This window comes from Pseudomonas sp. 5Vm1k (assembly GCF_056161485.1).
Map to the genome: position 1 here is coordinate 118,716 of NZ_JBSPCZ010000004.1, position 18,761 is coordinate 137,476.

The window sequence follows — 18,761 nt, forward strand, 5'->3', positions numbered from 1 at the left end:
CCCCAGAGGGGCGAGGGGACTGACCGAGTTGACTGGTCAAGTTACTGCGACCCGCCATCTCAAGTCGAACTCAGGATTTGAAAAGCATGAAGATCGGCCCCCTTTCCCCTCTCCCCTCTGGGGAGAGGGCTGGGGTGAGGGGTCGATTCAAAGCCGAACACTGCCTCATCGGCCGCCGCTGAACAGGACACCACTAATGCCCACCGCCCTCTACCGCTTCATCCTTGCCGTCGCACTCTTGCTACCGATGGCCACCCACGCCGGCGACGCCGAAGACTTCGTCGCAGCCAATCCCGTGCAGCAAGCCAAACTCCTGGAAGCCTGGGCTGCGCAGCCCGATCCTGTCCGTGTCGAGCTGATCAACGCCCTGCAACAAGGCGAACTGACCGTCGACGGCCAACCCAAAACCCTGCGCCTGAATAACCGCCTACGGGGTCTGATCGACACCGCATTGGCCAGCCACCAATTGCTCGCCACCGACGCCAAAACCCGTCTGGCCGCCGCGCAGCAATTGCAGAAAAGCGCCAAACCCGCACAGCTGAGATTCCTCGACCAGCAATTGGCTGGCGAAAAAGATGAAAGCGTTCACGCTGCCCTGAGCCTCGCGTTGGCCAACCTGCAACTGGTGGACACCGACCCTGCCGTGCGCCTCGCCGCCGTGCGTTTGCTCGGTGAAACCGGCGACCCGCTGGCCCGCACACGCCTCGAAGGTTTGCTCGAACCCGGCGTCGAAGCCGATGCCGGTGTGCGCACAGCCGCCGAAACCAGCCTGGCCCAGGTCAAACACAAACTGCTGATCGGCGAGATCCTCGGCGAAGCCTTCAGCGGCATGTCACTGGGTTCAATTCTGCTGCTTGCAGCCTTGGGATTGGCGATCACGTTCGGCCTGCTCGGCGTGATCAACATGGCCCACGGCGAGATGCTGATGCTCGGCGCCTACTCGACCTACGTGGTGCAGTTGATGTTCCAGCGCTTCGCCCCGCAAGCCATCGAGTTCTATCCGCTGATCGCGTTGCCAGTGGCGTTTTTTGTCACTGCGGCCATCGGCATGGCGCTGGAACGTACGGTGATTCGTCACCTCTACGGCCGCCCACTGGAAACCTTGCTCGCGACCTGGGGCATCAGCCTGATGTTGATTCAGTTGGTGCGTTTGCTGTTCGGCGCGCAGAACGTTGAAGTCGCCAATCCGGCCTGGCTCTCGGGCGGGATTCAAGTGCTGCCCAACCTGGTGCTGCCTTACAACCGCATCGTGATCATCGCGTTCGCGCTGTTTGTGGTGGTGCTGACCTGGCTGTTGCTGAACAAAACCCGGCTGGGCCTGAACGTGCGCGCCGTCACCCAGAACCGCAACATGGCCGCCTGCTGCGGCGTGCCGACCGGGCGGGTGGACATGCTCGCGTTCGGCCTCGGCTCGGGCATCGCCGGCCTCGGTGGCGTAGCGCTCAGCCAGATCGGCAACGTCGGCCCGGACCTCGGCCAGAGCTACATCATCGACTCGTTCCTGGTGGTGGTGCTCGGCGGGGTCGGCCAGTTGGCCGGCAGCGTGCTCGCCGCATTCGGCCTCGGCATCGCCAACAAAATTCTCGAACCGCAAATCGGTGCCGTACTCGGCAAGATCCTGATCCTCGCGCTGATCATTCTGTTCATTCAGAAACGTCCGCAAGGCCTCTTCGCACTGAAAGGACGGGTGATCGACTGATGAACCAACCTCTTCTGGTCACCGCCTCACAAAAGGCCGGCCCAAAAATCACCCTCGCTGTCGGCGCGGTCATTCTCGTGTTGTTGCTGGCGTTGCCGCTGATGTCGCTGTTATCGCCGATCAGTATTTTTCACGTCTCGGCCTACACGCTGACGCTGGTGGGCAAGATCCTTTGCTACGCCATCGTCGCCCTGGCGCTGGATCTGGTCTGGGGTTACGCCGGGCTGTTGTCGCTGGGCCACGGTCTGTTCTTCGCCCTTGGCGGTTACGCGATGGGCATGTACTTGATGCGTCAGGCCTCGGGCGATGCCTTGCCGGCGTTCATGACATTCCTGTCGTGGACGGAATTGCCGTGGTACTGGACTGGCACCAGCAGCTTCCTTTGGGCCATGTGTCTGGTCGTTCTGGCACCGGGACTGCTGGCGTTGGTGTTCGGCTTTTTCGCCTTCCGTTCGCGGATCAAGGGCGTGTATTTCTCGATCATGACCCAGGCCCTGACCTTCGCCGGGATGCTGCTGTTTTTCCGCAACGAGACCGGGTTTGGCGGCAACAACGGCTTTACCAACTTCCGCACGATTCTCGGGTTTGGCATCACCGAACCAGGGACGCGCGCGGTGTTGTTTTTTGCCACGGTGGCGTTGCTGGTGGCGAGTCTGTTTATCGGTTGGCGACTGGCGCAGAGCAAGTTTGGCCGCGTGCTGACCGCGTTGCGCGATGCCGAAAACCGGCTGATGTTTTGCGGCTACGACCCGCGCGGTTTCAAGCTGTTCGTGTGGGTGTTGAGCGCGGTGTTGTGTGGCTTGGCCGGTGCGTTGTACGTGCCGCAGGTCGGGATCATCAACCCGAGCGAAATGTCGCCGACCAACTCCATTGAAGCGGCGGTTTGGGTGGCGCTGGGCGGTCGCGGCACGCTGATCGGGCCGTTGCTCGGCGCCGGCGTGGTCAACGGCATGAAGAGCTGGTTCACCGTGGCGTTCCCGGAATACTGGCTGTTCTTCCTCGGTGCCCTGTTCATCGTCGTGACCTTGTATCTGCCGAAGGGCGTGATCGGTCTGCTGAAGAAAAGGGGCGAACAATGAGAATCACACCAACGGCGGAATTCATGCTCGAACCAGCCTTTTTCCCGGTGGAACCGAACAAGGACGCGGGCACCAGCCGCGACAACATCGGCTTCGGCCAACGTGTCGGCCCCGGCCTGGATACGCGTCACGGCACGATCCTGACCCTGGAAGACATCAGCGTGAGCTTCGACGGCTTCAAGGCATTGAACGCTCTGAATCTGTATATCGGCGTTGGCGAATTGCGCTGCATCATCGGCCCCAACGGCGCGGGCAAGACCACGCTGATGGATGTGATCACCGGTAAGACTCGCCCGAGTCACGGCAAGGCCTGGTTCGGTGAAACCCTGGATTTGACGCAGATGAGCGAAGTGCAAATCGCCCAGGCTGGCATCGGTCGCAAGTTCCAGAAGCCGACGGTGTTCGAAGCCTTGAGCGTGTTCGAGAACCTGGAACTGGCGCAGAAAACCGACAAGTCGGTGTGGGCGAGTTTGCGGGCGCGATTGAGCGGCGAGCAACGCGACCGTATCTCTGAAGTGCTGGAAACCATTCGCCTGACCACGTCGGTCAATCGTCCGGCGGGGTTGTTGTCCCACGGTCAGAAGCAGTTTCTGGAGATCGGCATGTTGCTCATGCAAGACCCGCAATTGTTGCTGCTCGATGAGCCGGTGGCGGGCATGACCGACGCCGAAACCGAATTCACCGCCGAGCTGTTCAAAAGCCTGGCCGGCAAGCATTCGCTGATGGTGGTGGAACACGACATGGGCTTCGTCGGTTCGATTGCCGACCACGTCACCGTGTTGCACCAGGGCAGCGTGCTGGCGGAAGGGTCGCTGGAACAGGTGCAGGACAATGAGCGGGTGATCGAGGTCTACCTCGGTCGCTAGACCTGCAAATACATCCCACCTGTGGGAGCGGGCTTGCTCGCGAAGACGGCGGCACATCCAACCTCTTTGCGACAGATACACCGCATTCGCGAGCAAGCCCGCTCCCACAGGGGATTGAGGAGAATTTGAAATGCTGCAAGTCGACAAGCTGCACCAGTATTACGGCGGTAGCCACATCCTGCGCGGTCTCTCGTTTGAGGTGAAGGTCGGCGAAGTCACTTGCCTGCTCGGACGCAACGGCGTGGGCAAGACCACCCTGCTCAAATGCCTGATGGGTTTGCTGCCAGCCAAAGAAGGCGCAGTGAATTGGGAAGGCAAGCCGATCACCACGTTCAAGCCGCACCAACGGGTGCATGCAGGGATCGCCTACGTGCCCCAGGGCCGGGAAATTTTCGGCCGGCTGACCGTGGAAGAAAACCTGTTGATGGGGCTGTCGCGGTTTCCCGGCAGCGAAGCGAAAGAAGTCCCGGCATTCATCTACGAGCTGTTCCCGGTGCTGCTGCAAATGAAACAACGCCGTGGCGGTGACTTGTCCGGCGGTCAACAGCAGCAATTGGCGATTGGTCGAGCCTTGGCCAGCCGTCCGCGACTGCTGATCCTCGACGAGCCCACCGAAGGCATCCAGCCGTCGGTGATCAAGGAAATCGGCGCGGTGATCAAGAAGCTTGCGGCTCGCGGCGACATGGCGATTTTGCTGGTGGAGCAGTTTTACGATTTCGCCGCCGAACTGGCCGATCAGTACCTGGTGATGTCCCGGGGCGAGATCGTGCAACAGGGTCGCGGTGAAAATATGGAAGCCGAAGGTGTGCGCGGACTGGTTACGATCTAGTCTGTAGCGTCCTAACGATAATCAGAAATTATGAATTTACCTCTACTGCCCCTTACCACAGAGCCGGTCCTGTTTACCCCGAGCTGGCACGCCGAGCTGGAGCTTGGTTACGCCCGTTTCGGCGAGAGCACGCGCCCGGTTCTGCGCCGGCATCAAGGCCCGTTGCGCGTGCAAAAGCACCTGTACGCCGAAGGGCCCGAGGTGTGCCAGCACATCATCGTCCACCCGCCGGGCGGGATTGCCGGGGGTGATCGGCTGGACATCAGCGCCAGCGTCGGCACTGACGCCTGGGCGCAAATCACCAGCCCGGGTGCCGCCAAGTGGTATCGCGCCGCCGGCCCCGCTTATCAGCAGCTGGACTTGAGGGTGGCGGCCGGTGCGACACTGGAATGGTTGCCCCAGGAGACCATCATCTTCAGCGCCGCCCAGGCCGAACTCAGCACCTCGATCAACCTTGAAGGCGATGCCCGATTGTTCTACTGGGACGTGGTGGCCCTGGGTCGTCCGGCCAGTGGCGAGCGGTTCGATCTCGGGCATTTCCAGGCGAAGCTGGACATCCGCCGCGACGGCCAGTTGCTCTGGCACGAACGCCAGCGCATTGTCGGGGCCGATGGCTTGCTCGACTCGCCCATCGGGCTGGATGGCCAACCGGTGTTTGCGACGTTGTTGGTGACCGGGGAGATTGACAGTGAACTGCTGGAAACCTGCCGTTCCCTACCCAATGACGTACGCGGGGATTTGACCCAGTTGCCGGGGCTGTTGGTGGCGCGGTGCCTGGCCAGTGAGGCGTTGTTGGCACGAGGTTGGCTTATAGATTTGTGGCGCCTACTCAGACCTGCGTTACTCGGACGAGAAGCCGTCCCGCCCAGAATATGGAGCACCTGAACACATATCCCCTGTAGGAGCGAGGCTTGCCCGCGAAGGGGACCTCAAGGCCGCCAAAAGCTTCGCGGGCAAGCCTCGCTCCTACAAAAGAATGCGTGACCTTTTAACTGCCGATATGGATTCCAACGATGGACCTGACCCCACGCGAAAAAGACAAGCTGTTGATCTTCACCGCCGGCCTCGTCGCCGAGCGGCGTTTGGCTCGCGGCGTGAAACTCAATTACCCCGAAGCCATGGCCTACATCTCTGCGGCGCTGCTCGAAGGCGCCCGTGACGGTCGCACCGTGGCCGAGCTGATGCACTTCGGCACCACCCTGCTGAGCCGTGAACAGGTGATGGAAGGTATTCCGGAAATGATCCCGGAGATCCAGGTCGAAGCAACGTTCCCCGACGGCACCAAACTGGTCACCGTCCACCAACCGATCGCCTGAGGCCGCGCCATGACTTATCTCATTCGTGATGCGTTGCACGCCGACCTGCCGGCGATCCGCGATATCTACAACGACGCGGTGCTCAACACCACCGCGATCTGGAACGAACAAGCCGTGGACCTGGGCAACCGCCAGGCGTGGTTCAGCGCCCGGCAATCCCAGGGTTATCCGATCCTGGTGATCGTCGACGCTGATAACACCGTGCTGGGCTACGCTTCATTCGGTGACTGGCGGCCGTTCGACGGCTTTCGCCACACCGTCGAGCACTCGGTCTACGTGCGCAGCGACCAGCGCGGCAACGGCCTCGGCCCGCAATTGATGGTCGAGCTGATCGAACGCGCCAGGGGCTGCGACAAGCATGTGATGGTCGCCGCCATCGAAAGCGGTAACGCCGCTTCTATTCGTCTGCATGAGCGTGCCGGTTTTGTGATCACCGGGCAGATGCCCCAAGTGGGTACCAAGTTCGGCCGCTGGCTGGACCTGACCTTTATGCAACTGACCCTAAATCCTGGCGCGGAGCCGCCAATCGCCAACAAGGAGTGACACCCGATGAACGCCGCCCAACTGCGCCGCGTGAATGTTGAAAGCTTTGCGCACTATCGCCAGGGTTTGATCGATTTGCTGCTGGATGCCGTGGGTTATGGCGCCAGCGTCGGTTTCATGGCCGACCTCGATGCGACTCAGGCCCGGGCTTATTTCGATGAGGTCCAGGCCAACCTGAACAAGGGCAATGTGCTGCTGTGGGTGGTGGTCAAGGACGAGCAGGTGCAAGCCAGCGTGCAACTGACCCTGTGTCAGAAAGCCAATGGCCTGAACCGCGCCGAAGTGCAGAAATTGCTGGTGCGTGAACACGCCCGCCGTCGCGGCCTCGGCCAGCAGTTGATGAGCGCCCTGGAACTCGCCGCCCGCCAGCACAAGCGCGGCATGCTTTACCTCGACACCGAGGCCGGCTCCCCCGCCGAAGACTTCTACAAGGCGTTGGGTTACACCCGCGCCGGCCAAATCCCCGACTACGCCTGCGACCCCGCCGGCAACTACCGGCCGACCGCCCTCTACTACAAGATTCTGCAAGGAGTGAATGGATGATTCCCGGTGAATACCAGATCCAGCCCGGCGACATCGAACTCAATGCTGGCCGCCGCACCATCAGCCTGAAAGTGGCCAACAGCGGCGACCGGCCGATCCAGGTCGGCTCGCATTACCATTTTTTCGAAACCAACGACGCCCTGACCTTCGACCGCGCCGCCAGCCGCGGCATGCGCCTGAACATCCCGGCCGGCACCGCCGTGCGCTTCGAACCGGGGCAGAGCCGCGAGGTCGAGCTGGTCGATTTGGCCGGGCATCGGCGGGTGTTCGGGTTTGCCGGGCGGATCATGGGTGACCTCGACTGACACCGGCCCCTGTGGCAAGGGGGCTTGCCCCCGTTCGGCCGCGCAGCGGTCGTAAAAACGGCCACCTCGGTTCATCAGATAAACCTCATCAACCAAATTGCGGGCGCTTCGCACCCGAACGGGGGCAAGCCCCCTCGCCACAATAAATTTGTGCAAGGAATTCCGATGAAGATTTCCCGTCAAGCCTACGCCGACATGTTCGGCCCCACCGTCGGCGACAAGGTGCGCCTGGCCGACACCGAGCTGTGGATCGAGGTGGAAAAAGACTTCACCACCTACGGCGAAGAAGTGAAATTCGGCGGCGGCAAAGTCATCCGCGACGGCCAGGGCCAAAGCCAATTGCTCGCCGCTGAAGTAGTCGACACGGTGATCACCAACGCCCTGATCGTCGATCACTGGGGCATCGTCAAAGCCGACGTCGGCCTCAAGGACGGGCGCATCGCGGGGATCGGCAAGGCCGGCAACCCGGACGTGCAACCGGACGTGACCATCGCCATCGGCGCCAGCACCGAGGTCATCGCTGGTGAAGGCATGATCCTCACCGCTGGCGGCATCGATACGCACATCCACTTCATCTGCCCGCAGCAGATTGAAGAAGCGCTGATGAGTGGCGTGACCACCATGATCGGCGGCGGCACCGGCCCGGCCACGGGTACCAACGCAACGACATGCACCTCCGGGCCATGGCACCTGGCGCGCATGCTTCAGGCGGCGGATGCGTTCCCGATGAACATCGGCCTCACCGGCAAGGGCAACGCCAGCCTGCCGGAGCCGTTGATTGAGCAGGTCAAGGCCGGCGCCATCGGCCTCAAGTTGCACGAAGATTGGGGCACCACCCCGGCGAGCATCGACAACTGTCTGACCGTCGCCGATCAGTACGACGTACAAGTGGCGATCCACACCGACACCCTCAACGAATCCGGATTCGTCGAAACCACCCTCGCCGCGTTCAAGGGCCGCACCATCCACACCTATCACACTGAAGGTGCGGGCGGCGGTCATGCCCCGGACATCATCAAGGCCTGCGGGTTTGCCAACGTGTTGCCGAGTTCGACCAACCCGACCCGGCCGTTCACCCGCAACACCATCGACGAACACCTGGACATGCTGATGGTCTGCCATCACCTGGACCCAAGCATTGCCGAGGACGTGGCTTTCGCCGAAAGCCGCATCCGTCGTGAAACGATTGCCGCCGAGGACATCCTGCATGACCTCGGCGCATTCTCGATGATCAGCTCTGACAGCCAGGCCATGGGCCGCGTCGGTGAAGTCATCACCCGCACCTGGCAGACCGCCGACAAGATGAAAAAGCAGCGCGGCCCGCTGCCTCAGGACGGTGAAGGCAACGACAACTTCCGCGCCAAACGCTACATCGCCAAGTACACCATCAACCCGGCGATCACTCACGGCATCAGCCATGAAGTGGGTTCGATTGAAATCGGTAAATGGGCGGATCTGGTGCTGTGGCGCCCGGCGTTCTTCGGGGTCAAGCCGACGCTGATCCTCAAGGGTGGCGCCATCGCCGCCAGCCTGATGGGCGATGCCAACGCCTCGATCCCGACGCCACAACCGGTGCACTACCGCCCGATGTTCGCCAGCTATGGCGGCTCGCTGCACGCCACCAGCCTGACCTTTATCAGTCAGGCAGCGCAGGAAGCCGGTTTGCCTGAAGCCTTGGGCCTGAAGAAAAAAATCGCCGTGGTCAAAGGTTGTCGAGACGTGCAGAAAACCGATCTGATCCACAACGATTACCTGCCCAGCATTGACGTTGATCCACAGACCTATCAGGTCAAGGCTGACGGCGTATTGTTGTGGTGCGAGCCTGCGGAAGTCCTGCCGATGGCCCAGCGTTACTTCCTGTTTTAAGCCGAAAAAAAGCCCCGATGCGCAGCAATACTGCACATCGGGGCTTGATCCATTACAGGTGATCAGTCGTTACTTCATCACGCGAACGGCGCGTCGTCCTTGTCCAGTCGAGCCCAGTCCATGGCGTCCTGAGTCAGCTTTTTCAGTAGCTGATCCATCTCGTCGAGCATGCTCTTGTATTCGCTGTCATAGGCTTCATCGGTCATCACCTGCCCCGCTGCGATGGCGCTTTCCGGCTTGCCCAGTTCAACGGCCAACACGCGGATTCTTTCCTTCAAGTTCTCTCGGACTTTAGATGTGAGATCGATCCCGGCGGCCCGCTCATCCATGGCCATCTTGAAGTCGGTGAGGGCTTCCAACTTGCTCCGGAAGGGCTTGAACAGCTGCCGATTATTGCCCTCGGCATATGTTTTCCAGAACGGCTGCTTGGCAATCGCATCGCGTAGCAAGTCGCCCTCCTCCAATGCCAACACTCGCTGATACGCGGCCTCGATCATGTCCGGGGTCACGCCGGCAATATTGCGAAACTGCATGCCCCGCGCCTGCCAGGGCAGGTTCAGGCGTTCAGCCAGATCCGTCATGAATGCCAGGTGAACTTCGACTTCATCAATAGTGCCAGTGACCTGACCTTCAGCATTGACCCGTCGGTAAGTCTCACCCGCCGCCAGCCGTTCGGAAATATGCCGACGGGCGATCGCGTCGATCTGTTGCAGCCGCGTCTTGCCCTTGGCCAGGCGCACCAGCCCTGCCTTGACCAGATCCGGGTTCAGCAACTGATAGGCCTCGTGGATCATCACCTCGACACCCATGGCGTTGAACCATTGGGTTAGGCCATCGACACACTCGGTTGGTGCGACCGCTTCGGCGAAGATCTTGTCCCGCAGCGCGGCGTCCTCGGCCATGGCTTCGATCATGCGCCAGACCTTGGTGGTCAGCCCGGTGCGGTAGGTGGTGTCAGCCGCTTTGAAGTCCGCGGTTTGGGTGAGTTGATGAAGCTTATCGAAAAACGGCGACGACCCGAATTCGTCCTCCAGGTTGTCCCAGGTCGGTTGCCGGGTTTGCCACTGTGGCTCGCTCAAACCGGTGCTCCAGCTGATGCTGTCGAGCGGCCCCAGCGGCGCAAAGGGACGCTCCGGGTCCAGCCCCACCGACTCGATGTACGTCTTGAGCTGACGCAGGTTATCGGCGGACAGCCACCTCGGGGCAAGGCTGATTTGTGTGCGCGCCAGCAGCTCCGCACGGAACGATCCCGGAGCCACTTCGGGGATCACGCTGATCGGGCATTCGCGCAAATCCAGGAAAAAATGCCGTGGACGCGATTGCAGGAACAACCCTGTCGGCCAGCTGTTGACGCCGGTATTGCTCATTTGCAGCATGAACAGGTTCCGCATCCGACTGATATCGGGCAACCGACCCAGCGGATTGCCCGTCAGCGCCAACGAGCGCATCTGCGTCAGCCCCCGCAAGTCATTCACGGCCTCGACGGTCAAGACGATCTGATTGTTACTCAGCAGCAGGGTGTTGAGGTGCCCCATGCCGCCAATTTCCGAGGGTAAACGGGTCAGCAGGTTGTCTTTGATGTTCAAGTGACGCGCCTGACGGAAGCTCTGCAGAAACTTCGCCTGACTGTCCAGCAAACCATTGCCCGCCAGGTTCACAGTCGTTACATGATCAAAGTTCGCACTCAGTGCCGGCATGCTTTCAAGATGCCTGCCGAGGTCCATGCCAGCCAGATCGAGCGTCTGGGAGTGCGCCTCCACTGTGACGTCGACGCCGCGGGGACCAGTGCGCTGCCAGCATTGACGAAGAGCTCTGTAGACATGATTGCGCGACTCGAACTCAGAGATGCCGCCGGGACTGAACCGCAGCGCCTCGCCGGATTGATTGACCCAGCGACTCATGGTTTTGTTGAACGCATCGAACTCATCTTCAAGCGCCGTGATCTGTTGTGCGAGCACTCCCCTGGCCGAAAAGCGGCTCATCAACTCGTCGAGATCGGCCTCGGTGAATTGGGGATACAGACAACTGGCACGGTATCGGATCGTGGCTGCTGAGGGGTTGAACCGGTAACCCCACATACCGCCGCGCAGCTTCATGACGTCGGGGTCAAAGGACGGTTTGAGCAGGGGGTACTCCTCGAGAATCGCGGTCAGTTTGTCGTGAGCCAACGGCTGCTTCTGCACCGCGTCCTTGAGCCTGGCGCCTTCGAAAATCTCAAAACCCAGGGCTTTGCGGTCAGCATCAGGCAAGGCATGCAGCAACGCCGTGTAAAAGTCGTCAGCGCCATGCAGATGCTGATCGCGATGATCGCGCGCTTCGAATTTACCTTCGTCACTGAGCACCAGTACCTTGCGGTTCGGCGTATCCAACGGCCCGACACTGTCGCGCAGCTTGCCCATGATCGAGAGCTCGCGAACTTCAATGCGCACGGACGATGACCAGCCAGGCAACGCCTCAATGCTGTGCAGGGCCAGCCGTTCGGTGTCGGCGTTGGCCAGCGCCTCCAGGTACAAACCTTCGTAGGCGCGCACCGTCCGCACCTCGGCCATGGCCCGTTTTGCCAACGCCTTGACCTGCAACGGCAAGCGAGCTTTTTGATCGATGAAGGTCAGGTCTTCAGGCGAAATCTGCTTGAGCATTTCCCGCACGACACTCCCGGGCAGCGCCGGATATTCCCGTTGCAGCAGAAGCTGCCGAGCATCTACCGTCACTTCGCCGGCCTTGTACAGCGACTCAAACAGCCGTGAAATCTGGCGCTCGGCGTACACAGCCAGCCGACTGCGCAAGGCCGTCAGGCGTTCGACACGCTCCCGGGACACTTGATTGCCGAGGATCGCGGTGATCTCGTCTTCGTTAAGCGAGTCCAGGACCCGCTCAAACAATTTGCCGCTGCGCAATTGTGAGCGGGTGAGCTTGATCGTCTCGGCGTCGGCGCCCGTATGACCATAGCTGATCGAGGTGCCGGTGTAGGTCTCGCCGTCGAAAAGCTCTACAGCTCGCGACTCTGGCCAGCCCCGCAGCTCAGTAACAAAGGTCGGTACAAAACCCTCTAGCGTCTCCGGCACCTTGTTCTGCAGGATCTGCATCCCCAACGCCTGCGCCTCGCCATAGACCTTGAAGCGTCGCAAGGTGTCGGCCAGCAACGGCGGCGGGCTTTCATGCTCGACGTGTATTCGGCGCAATTGAGTGTGATCGACGCCGGTGACAATTCGCACCTGATCCTGGCGGGCGGCGGGCAAATCTTCGAACGAGGCTCCGAGACGACGCCAGACTTTGGCGTCATCCCATTGTTGGGGTTGCTCGAGTTCGGTGGTCCAGGCGCCGGCACCGTTGTGGGTTGCTTGCGACTCGTACGCGTTGGCGCGCGAGGGGTGGCGGATGCGATGGCCATTGTTGTTCGGGGTTTCTTTGAGTGCGTAGTGTTTGTCTTCAAGCGCCAGCACGGTGTCGCCGTCGTGCTGAAAAAGGCCCAGCTCATTCAGTCGTGCATCCTTGGGCGGCGGAGTCGGGTGCTCGTACGGTGTCAGGTCGGGGTTCCACAGGCTGGTCTTGCCGTCGGGCAGTTCCACCACTTTCAGGTTGTCGACAAACGACGAGGGCTTTAGCGACAGGGCGGCCCCGGTTGGCAGCACATGCCCGGCGCCCATCAGCGCCAACTGCGCGCCGTTGATCAGCACTGAGCAAATGTGCCCCGCCGCTTCCTCACGATCCCCTTTGCTCCAGTCTTCGAAACCTTCAGCAAGCTCTTCGACCAATTGCGCGACCATCAGGCCGAGCAACGCTTCGCCCACGCCCGGAATCAGCATCCCGGCAAAGTTGAACACGTTCCAGGCGATGTCCAGATAACCGGTCAGACGCTTCCAGCGCGTTTGTGCATCTTCGTCGCCGGTGGGCACCGCAATACGCCGGGCATCGGCGATGGCTTTGTCCCGTCGCGCCGTGAACAGCGCGCTCCACACGTTACCGGTAATGCCATGGGTGAGCGGTTCCGGGTTGGCATTCTCGATGGGTGTCTCACGCCACCAAGGCCCCATGTCCAAGGGTTTTCGATCCGTCCATTTAAAGGTCTTGAGGCGCTCATTGACCCGGGTAAAAAACACCCCTTTGTCTTTCTGCTCGACGAAACGGCTGAAAAACTGCTGATACTCGACACCGCGCAATTGGCTGACCAGGGTTTCCATAAAGTCGGTGAACGAGTCGTACTCTTTGATCGGGTGTTGCGGGTCGCCGGGTATGTAAGCGATCAACCGTCCCGCCAAGCGGTTTTGCCGATGAAGATCGTCCTTGCGCGCCAGCTCCTCGGACATGCCCTGGGGACCATTGGCGAAAAACGCCTTGATCAGTTTGAAGAGCTCATATTCCTTGCCCGGCAACACCGGAATGCGATCCGACCATTCGCTCCAGAACTTCAACTGCTCGGGAGTCAGCGCATCAATCGCCTGCTTCAGCTCCGATGGCTCGGCTACGGCGCTGAACAACACCATGCCACTGAGCCGAAAGCCCATCAGCGACAGGCGATGGCATTGCATCGCAGCTCCATGCCAATGGTTGCCCGGTTCGCCGTCGTGCACCTTGAGCAACGCGCCGAAGCCGTGGGAACTGACCTCACCTTTGAGCCGCGCCAATAGTGCGGCCAGTTTGAAAGCGGCCTTGTCGCTGTTCACGGACATCAGCTGTAAATCCATCCGCGCGGCAGCCGAAGCCGGGGTCAGGATGCCTTTGAGATGGGTTTGATATTGCGCGCCGAGGTCCAGCGTGCGGCACAGCCTGACAAATTGAGTGACCGTCATGGCATGGCGCAGGGGGGTGTTTTCCGCGTCGCGGGTAAACACCCCGGAACCGTCGCGGAATGCCGTTGGCTCGGCTTCGTCGGCCTCAAAGTTGTGCAGCGCCGCGTCGAGCAAGGTTATCTGCTTGAAATGGTCAGCGCCCCGGTCAATACCAAAGATGATTGTGCTGGGTACATACAAGCGCAGCTCGGCTACGCGAACATCCAGCTCAACATTGAGTTGGTCCTTTAATGCTTTCTTTAATAGAGGCTCGGCAAAATTCTGAATATCGACGTCTAACTTATCGAGCAACTTATCGAGACTTCCTTGAAGTAGCCATCGTCGACTGTATAGATCCTTAAGTGCGTCACGGTCGACCTTTCGAGCCTTGAGGTACCACGATGGAAAGAACTCGGCCTCGACGCTCGCATCGCCGAGCAAGCTATCCGGCGGTGCCATGGCGCTCGCCCCCTCAATCGCCTGCTCGATACGATCGACATGCACACCGAGTGTCATGGTTTCAGTGACATTCGCTGCATCCTCCCTGATGTTCCGTATATCAGCCATGTAACAACAACCTTCCATGATTATTGGAAGTGTCAGGCTAGCGAACAGTGTTCTTTAAAAAAAGATCAAAATACTGAGAACAGCGAGGCCAAAAACCCACGAACACTTTGATAATTGAAATACCGACTATATATAAATACCACCTGCTGATTCACTGAACATGCCCCCACACATTCAGCGGTGTTTACCCAGCCGTGAAGGGGCTAATATGCTGCTCCATCAACGGTCATTTTGCTCGGAACCATCGTCCATGCGCCTAAGCGAATTCATCGTGGTAGAAGTTGATCGTATCGTCGATGAGTGGGAGCAGTTCGCCCGTGTGATCACGCCAGACGACAACCTGGATCGCATCACCTTGCGCGATCACGCCCGCTCGATTCTTCTGGCGGCCGCGCGGGACATGACCACCGCTCAGACCGCTCAGGAACAGGCCGCCAAAGCCAAGGGTGACGGCCCGGAAAAATCCCCGAGCCTGGATCAGGCCGCCGCCAGCCATGGCGAGCTGCGGCACAACGTCGGTTTCGATCTGGTGCAGATGACGTCCGAGTTCCGTCATCTGCGGGCCTGCGTGATCCGCCTGTGGGTCAATAGCCTGCAAGCCCCGGACCTGGCGTACTTCCAGGACATGATCCGCTTCAACGAAGCCATCGATGAAGCCCTGGCCGAATCGACCGCCGCCTATGCCGAGCAGGTCAACCACTCGCGGGACATCTTTCTGGCCATCCTCGGCCACGACCTGCGCGCGCCGTTGCAGGCGGTGACCATGTCCACCGAGTTGCTGCAGCGCAAAGTGAATCTTGAGGGCGACGCCCTGGTCTGTTTGCACCACATCCAGCGTGGCACCCGGCATATGGCGGTGATGGTCGCTGATTTACTGGAATTGGTGCGCAGTCGATTGGGCAAGAGTCTGCCGATTGAACCAGGGCCGATGGACATGGCCGACTCGGCGCATGACGCGATCGCCCAGGCCTGTGCGGGTAATCCCGAGTGCGATCCTATTCTCAACGTCAGCGGCGACACCCGAGGCAACTGGGATGCCGGGCGTATCGCTCAGTTGCTGCAGAATCTGATCGGCAATGCGTTGCAACATGGCACGAACAAGCGCGATGTCATGGTGAACCTCAGCGGTGAGCCCGACGCGGTGCGCCTCACGGTGCATAACTTTGGCGTACCGATTCCGGAGGATGCGATCAGCACGATCTTCGACCCGCTGGTGCGCACGGCCAGCGAAGAACTCGGGCAGCCATCGACCAGCCTTGGCCTGGGGTTGTTTATCGTCAAGGAAGTGGTGACCGCTCATCGGGGGACGATCGAGGTCAGTTCCAATGAGGAGGATGGGACGTTGTTTACGGTGGTGCTTCCGCGCAAGGCTTGATACCGAGTTATCGTTCTTCGCGAGCAAGCCCGCTCCCACAGGGTTTTGCGGTGTACACAAAGCCCCTGTGGGAGCGGGCTTGCTCGCGAAAGCTAACTATCAGGCACCACAAATTCCAGATTGATTACTCAACCACCAACCGCCCCAACCGCTGCTTGAGCATTCGATTCTCCGCCCGCAGTTGCTGCACTTCTTCAAGCAGGTCCAGCGCCAGCGCGACGCCTTCCCACTCCAGCTCCAGGTCGCGCCGCAGCTTGGCGGCGCGCTTGGCCAGGGCCAGTTCGTAATCGTTGAAACGCCAGTCCTTGGGCGCAGAGCCCTGAGGTTCGAGGATGCCGTGTTCGACGATTTCGATCACGTAGACGTCCGACAGGTCGGTCGCCTCACAGAATTCTGCCATGTCCAGTTGAACGATCAGGGGACTGCTCATAGTCAGTAGCTCCATAGTTCTAGCGGATCAAAAATTTTCTCTCGGGTCGAACGCGGCTTTCTTAGCCAGTTCCTGCCACAACGCCTTGGTTTCATCATCCAAGACTTTAGGCATCACAGCCTTGAGTTGCACGAACAGGAAGCCCCGTTCGCCCTTTTTGTTCATCAAACCGTGGCCCTTGGCGCGCATGCGCTGACCGTTCTGGCTGCCGGCCGGGACCTTGAGGTTGATCTTGCCGGTCAGGGTCGGCACCGCCACTTCCGCGCCCAGCGCCAGTTCCCACGGCGCCAGCGGCAAGGTGATGATCAGGTTTTCGCCTTCGACGTCGAATTTAGGGTGCGGTGCAAAACGGATGATCAGGAACAGGTCGCCATTGGCACCGCCGCCGACACCCGGAGCCCCTTGCCCCTTGAGGCGGATACGCTCGCCGTCGGTCACACCGGCCGGGATCTTCACGTTCAGGCTTTTAGGGGTGTTGCTCACATGCTGGCCAGCCGCGTTGTATTGCGGCACCTGGAAGGTGACCTTCTTCGATTCGTTCGAGAGGGTTTCTTCCAGAAAAATCCCAAGTTCCATTTCCACGTCTTGCCCTCGACGTCCGGCACTGCGACGCGACTCACCACCACCAAAACCAGGACCCCGGTTACCAAAGATCGAACTGAAGAAGTCCGAAAAATCGCCCGTGTCCTGACCACCACCGAAACCGCCGCCACCGCCACGCCCCTGCCAACCCGGCGGGCCCTGGAACGGCTGGCCGTGCTGGCCGTATTTGCGCAAGTCGTCGTATTCGGCGCGCTTGTCCGCACTTTTCAGCGCTTCATAGGCTTCCGAGGCGTCCTTGAACTTGGCCTCGGCGTCCTTTTCCTTGCTGACGTCGGGGTGGTACTTGCGAGCCAGCTTGCGATAGGCGGCCTTGATCGTCTTATCGTCCGCGGTCGGTTCCACACCGAGAATCTTGTAATAGTCTTTGAAGTCCATCTAAGGATCACCATCCGTTATCAAAATCGCGCCGCCAACGCCAGCATGCACGTGTTACACACCGCTGGTGTTGACCGATCTCAAGATTGTGACCGGGCAGCGCATCAGAAGTTTATCGGCAGCGGCTGGCGGTTCTTGCGACCGCCAAATGGCTGCCAGGGTCGATGCAGACAAGTTTGGGGCATCCGGCCAGCTTATCAAGGCGCTATTGGTGGTGATTTAGCGGATAGTCGGCCTTCGAATCTGCGCCGCACTGACATACACTGCGCGGCCGTTTTTTAACCGGAACTCGAAAGACATGAAAAACGCATCCCCAGCCCGTGCCTGTGGTATCGACTTCGGCACGTCCAACTCCACCGTCGGTTGGCTGCGCCCCGGCATGGAAACGCTGATCGCGCTGGAGGACGACAAGATCACCCTGCCCTCGGTGGTCTTCTTCAACATCGAAGAACGCCGCCCGGTGTATGGCCGGCTGGCGCTGCACGAGTACCTGGAAGGTTACGAAGGCCGGCTCATGCGCTCGCTCAAGAGCCTGCTGGGTTCCAAGCTGATCAAGCACGACACCAGCGTTCTCGGCACGGCGATGCCGTTCAAGGACCTGCTGGGCCTGTTTATCGGCCAGTTGAAGAAGCGCGCCGAAACGGCCGCCGGTCGCGAGTTTGAAGAAGTGGTACTGGGCCGCCCGGTGTTTTTCGTCGACGACGATGAACTGGCCGACCAGGAAGCGGAAAACACCTTGGTCGACGTGGCCCGCGCCATCGGCTTCAAGGACGTGTCGTTCCAGTACGAACCGATTGCCGCTGCGTTCGACTACGAGTCGACCATCGAAAAAGAAGAGCTGGTGCTGATTGTCGACATCGGCGGTGGTACTTCCGACTTCTCGCTGGTGCGCCTGTCGCCTGAGCGCCGCATGCACGACAACCGCCACGATGACATCCTCGCCACCGGCGGCGTGCACATCGGCGGGACCGACTTCGACAAGCAGTTGAGCCTGCAAGGCCTGATGCCGCTGTTCGGCTACGGCAGCCGCATGAAGAGCGGCGCCTACATGCCCACCAGCCACCACATGAACCTGGCGACCTGGCACACCATCAACTCGGTGTACTCGCAGAAGTCGACCCTGGCCCTGGGCAGCATGCGCTACGACATCGAAGACACCGGCGGCATCGACCGCCTGTTCAAGTTGATCGACCAGCGCGCCGGCCACTGGCTGGCCATGGAAGTGGAAGAAACCAAGATCCAGCTGACCCACGCCGACAGCCGCCACGTGCCGTTGGACCGCATCGAGCCGGGCCTGAGCGTGGAACTGACCCGGGCGCTGTTCGAATCAGCCATCGACAACCTGCTGGAGCGCGTGCGCAACAGCGTCACGCAGTTGTTGAACGATGCCAACGTGCGGGTTGATCAGGTCGATACGGTGTTCTTCACCGGCGGTTCGAGCGGGATTCCGGCGCTGCGCAACAGCGTCTCGGCGATGCTGCCGAACGCGCGGCATGTGGAAGGCAACATCTTTGGCAGTATCGGCAGTGGCTTGGCGATTGAAGCGATGAAGCGTTACGGCTCGATGGACTGATCCAGGACCGAGTGGCGCCCTTC

The 18,761-nt window shown here is 60.4% G+C and carries 15 protein-coding genes; 12 read left to right on the forward strand and 3 right to left on the reverse strand.

Translation table 11 applies throughout. The annotated features are described in order from the left end of the window. Positions 1 to 196 precede the first annotated feature (196 nt). The 10 genes from urtB (at position 197) to ureC (ending at position 9,046) form a co-directional block, all read left to right on the forward strand. Positions 197 to 1,699: an urea ABC transporter permease subunit UrtB gene (gene urtB, locus ACWIKB_RS09735; protein WP_475266454.1), complete on the forward strand. Its 1,503-nt coding sequence runs from the start codon at positions 197 to 199 to the stop codon at positions 1,697 to 1,699. Further along, the gene (urtC, locus tag ACWIKB_RS09740) at positions 1,699 to 2,778 is read left to right on the forward strand and encodes an urea ABC transporter permease subunit UrtC (RefSeq protein WP_475266456.1); all 1,080 of its coding nucleotides are present in this window, start codon (positions 1,699 to 1,701) and stop codon (positions 2,776 to 2,778) included. Before urtB ends, urtC begins: the two co-directional genes overlap by 1 nt. Beyond that, positions 2,775 to 3,644 carry an urea ABC transporter ATP-binding protein UrtD gene (urtD, locus tag ACWIKB_RS09745; RefSeq protein WP_475266458.1) on the forward strand — a complete coding sequence of 290 codons (870 nt, stop codon included), beginning with the start codon at positions 2,775 to 2,777 and terminating at the stop codon, positions 3,642 to 3,644. The genes urtC and urtD overlap by 4 nt, the downstream gene beginning before the upstream one ends. 130 nt (positions 3,645 to 3,774) lie before the next feature. Further along, complete coding sequence (urtE, locus tag ACWIKB_RS09750; RefSeq protein WP_420647068.1) at positions 3,775 to 4,473, forward strand: urea ABC transporter ATP-binding subunit UrtE; 699 nt, start codon at positions 3,775 to 3,777, stop codon at positions 4,471 to 4,473. Positions 4,474 to 4,503: 30 nt separating this feature from the next. Beyond that, positions 4,504 to 5,358: an urease accessory protein UreD gene (locus tag ACWIKB_RS09755; protein ID WP_475266461.1), complete on the forward strand. Its 855-nt coding sequence runs from the start codon at positions 4,504 to 4,506 to the stop codon at positions 5,356 to 5,358. Between the two features lie 128 nt (positions 5,359 to 5,486). After that, positions 5,487 to 5,789: an urease subunit gamma gene (gene ureA / locus ACWIKB_RS09760; protein ID WP_033055605.1), complete on the forward strand. Its 303-nt coding sequence runs from the start codon at positions 5,487 to 5,489 to the stop codon at positions 5,787 to 5,789. A 9-nt stretch (positions 5,790 to 5,798) separates the two neighbouring features. After that, on the forward strand, positions 5,799 to 6,332 hold the full coding sequence (locus tag ACWIKB_RS09765; protein WP_475266462.1) for an N-acetyltransferase family protein: 534 nt from the start codon (positions 5,799 to 5,801) through the stop codon (positions 6,330 to 6,332). 6 nt (positions 6,333 to 6,338) lie between these two features. After that, positions 6,339 to 6,875 (forward strand): GNAT family N-acetyltransferase, encoded by a 537-nt coding sequence (locus tag ACWIKB_RS09770; RefSeq protein WP_054044056.1) that lies wholly within the window; start codon positions 6,339 to 6,341, stop codon positions 6,873 to 6,875. Beyond that, positions 6,872 to 7,180 carry an urease subunit beta gene (locus tag ACWIKB_RS09775; protein WP_054616372.1) on the forward strand — a complete coding sequence of 103 codons (309 nt, stop codon included), beginning with the start codon at positions 6,872 to 6,874 and terminating at the stop codon, positions 7,178 to 7,180. Before ACWIKB_RS09770 ends, ACWIKB_RS09775 begins: the two co-directional genes overlap by 4 nt. A gap of 165 nt (positions 7,181 to 7,345) precedes the next feature. Beyond that, a complete protein-coding gene (gene ureC / locus ACWIKB_RS09780) occupies positions 7,346 to 9,046 on the forward strand; it encodes an urease subunit alpha (protein ID WP_475266465.1) in 1,701 nt (566 codons plus the stop codon). Positions 9,047 to 9,123: 77 nt separating this feature from the next. Here ureC and ACWIKB_RS09785 read toward each other — a convergent pair whose 3' ends face one another. After that, positions 9,124 to 14,382 carry an NEL-type E3 ubiquitin ligase domain-containing protein gene (locus ACWIKB_RS09785; RefSeq protein ID WP_475266466.1) on the reverse strand — a complete coding sequence of 1,753 codons (5,259 nt, stop codon included), beginning with the start codon at positions 14,380 to 14,382 and terminating at the stop codon, positions 9,124 to 9,126. A 250-nt stretch (positions 14,383 to 14,632) separates the two neighbouring features. Between ACWIKB_RS09785 and ACWIKB_RS09790 the strand changes: the two genes are divergently transcribed. Then, the gene (locus tag ACWIKB_RS09790) at positions 14,633 to 15,757 is read left to right on the forward strand and encodes a sensor histidine kinase (protein WP_475266467.1); all 1,125 of its coding nucleotides are present in this window, start codon (positions 14,633 to 14,635) and stop codon (positions 15,755 to 15,757) included. 124 nt (positions 15,758 to 15,881) lie between these two features. Here ACWIKB_RS09790 and ACWIKB_RS09795 read toward each other — a convergent pair whose 3' ends face one another. Next, positions 15,882 to 16,187, reverse strand: a complete 306-nt coding sequence (locus ACWIKB_RS09795) for a chaperone modulator CbpM (RefSeq protein ID WP_054044061.1) — start codon at positions 16,185 to 16,187, stop codon at positions 15,882 to 15,884. 27 nt (positions 16,188 to 16,214) lie between these two features. Continuing rightward, positions 16,215 to 17,165 (reverse strand): DnaJ C-terminal domain-containing protein, encoded by a 951-nt coding sequence (locus ACWIKB_RS09800; protein ID WP_475266469.1) that lies wholly within the window; start codon positions 17,163 to 17,165, stop codon positions 16,215 to 16,217. A gap of 298 nt (positions 17,166 to 17,463) precedes the next feature. Between ACWIKB_RS09800 and ACWIKB_RS09805 the strand changes: the two genes are divergently transcribed. Further along, positions 17,464 to 18,738 carry an Hsp70 family protein gene (locus ACWIKB_RS09805; protein ID WP_265042758.1) on the forward strand — a complete coding sequence of 425 codons (1,275 nt, stop codon included), beginning with the start codon at positions 17,464 to 17,466 and terminating at the stop codon, positions 18,736 to 18,738. The last annotated feature ends 23 nt before the right edge of the window (positions 18,739 to 18,761 follow it).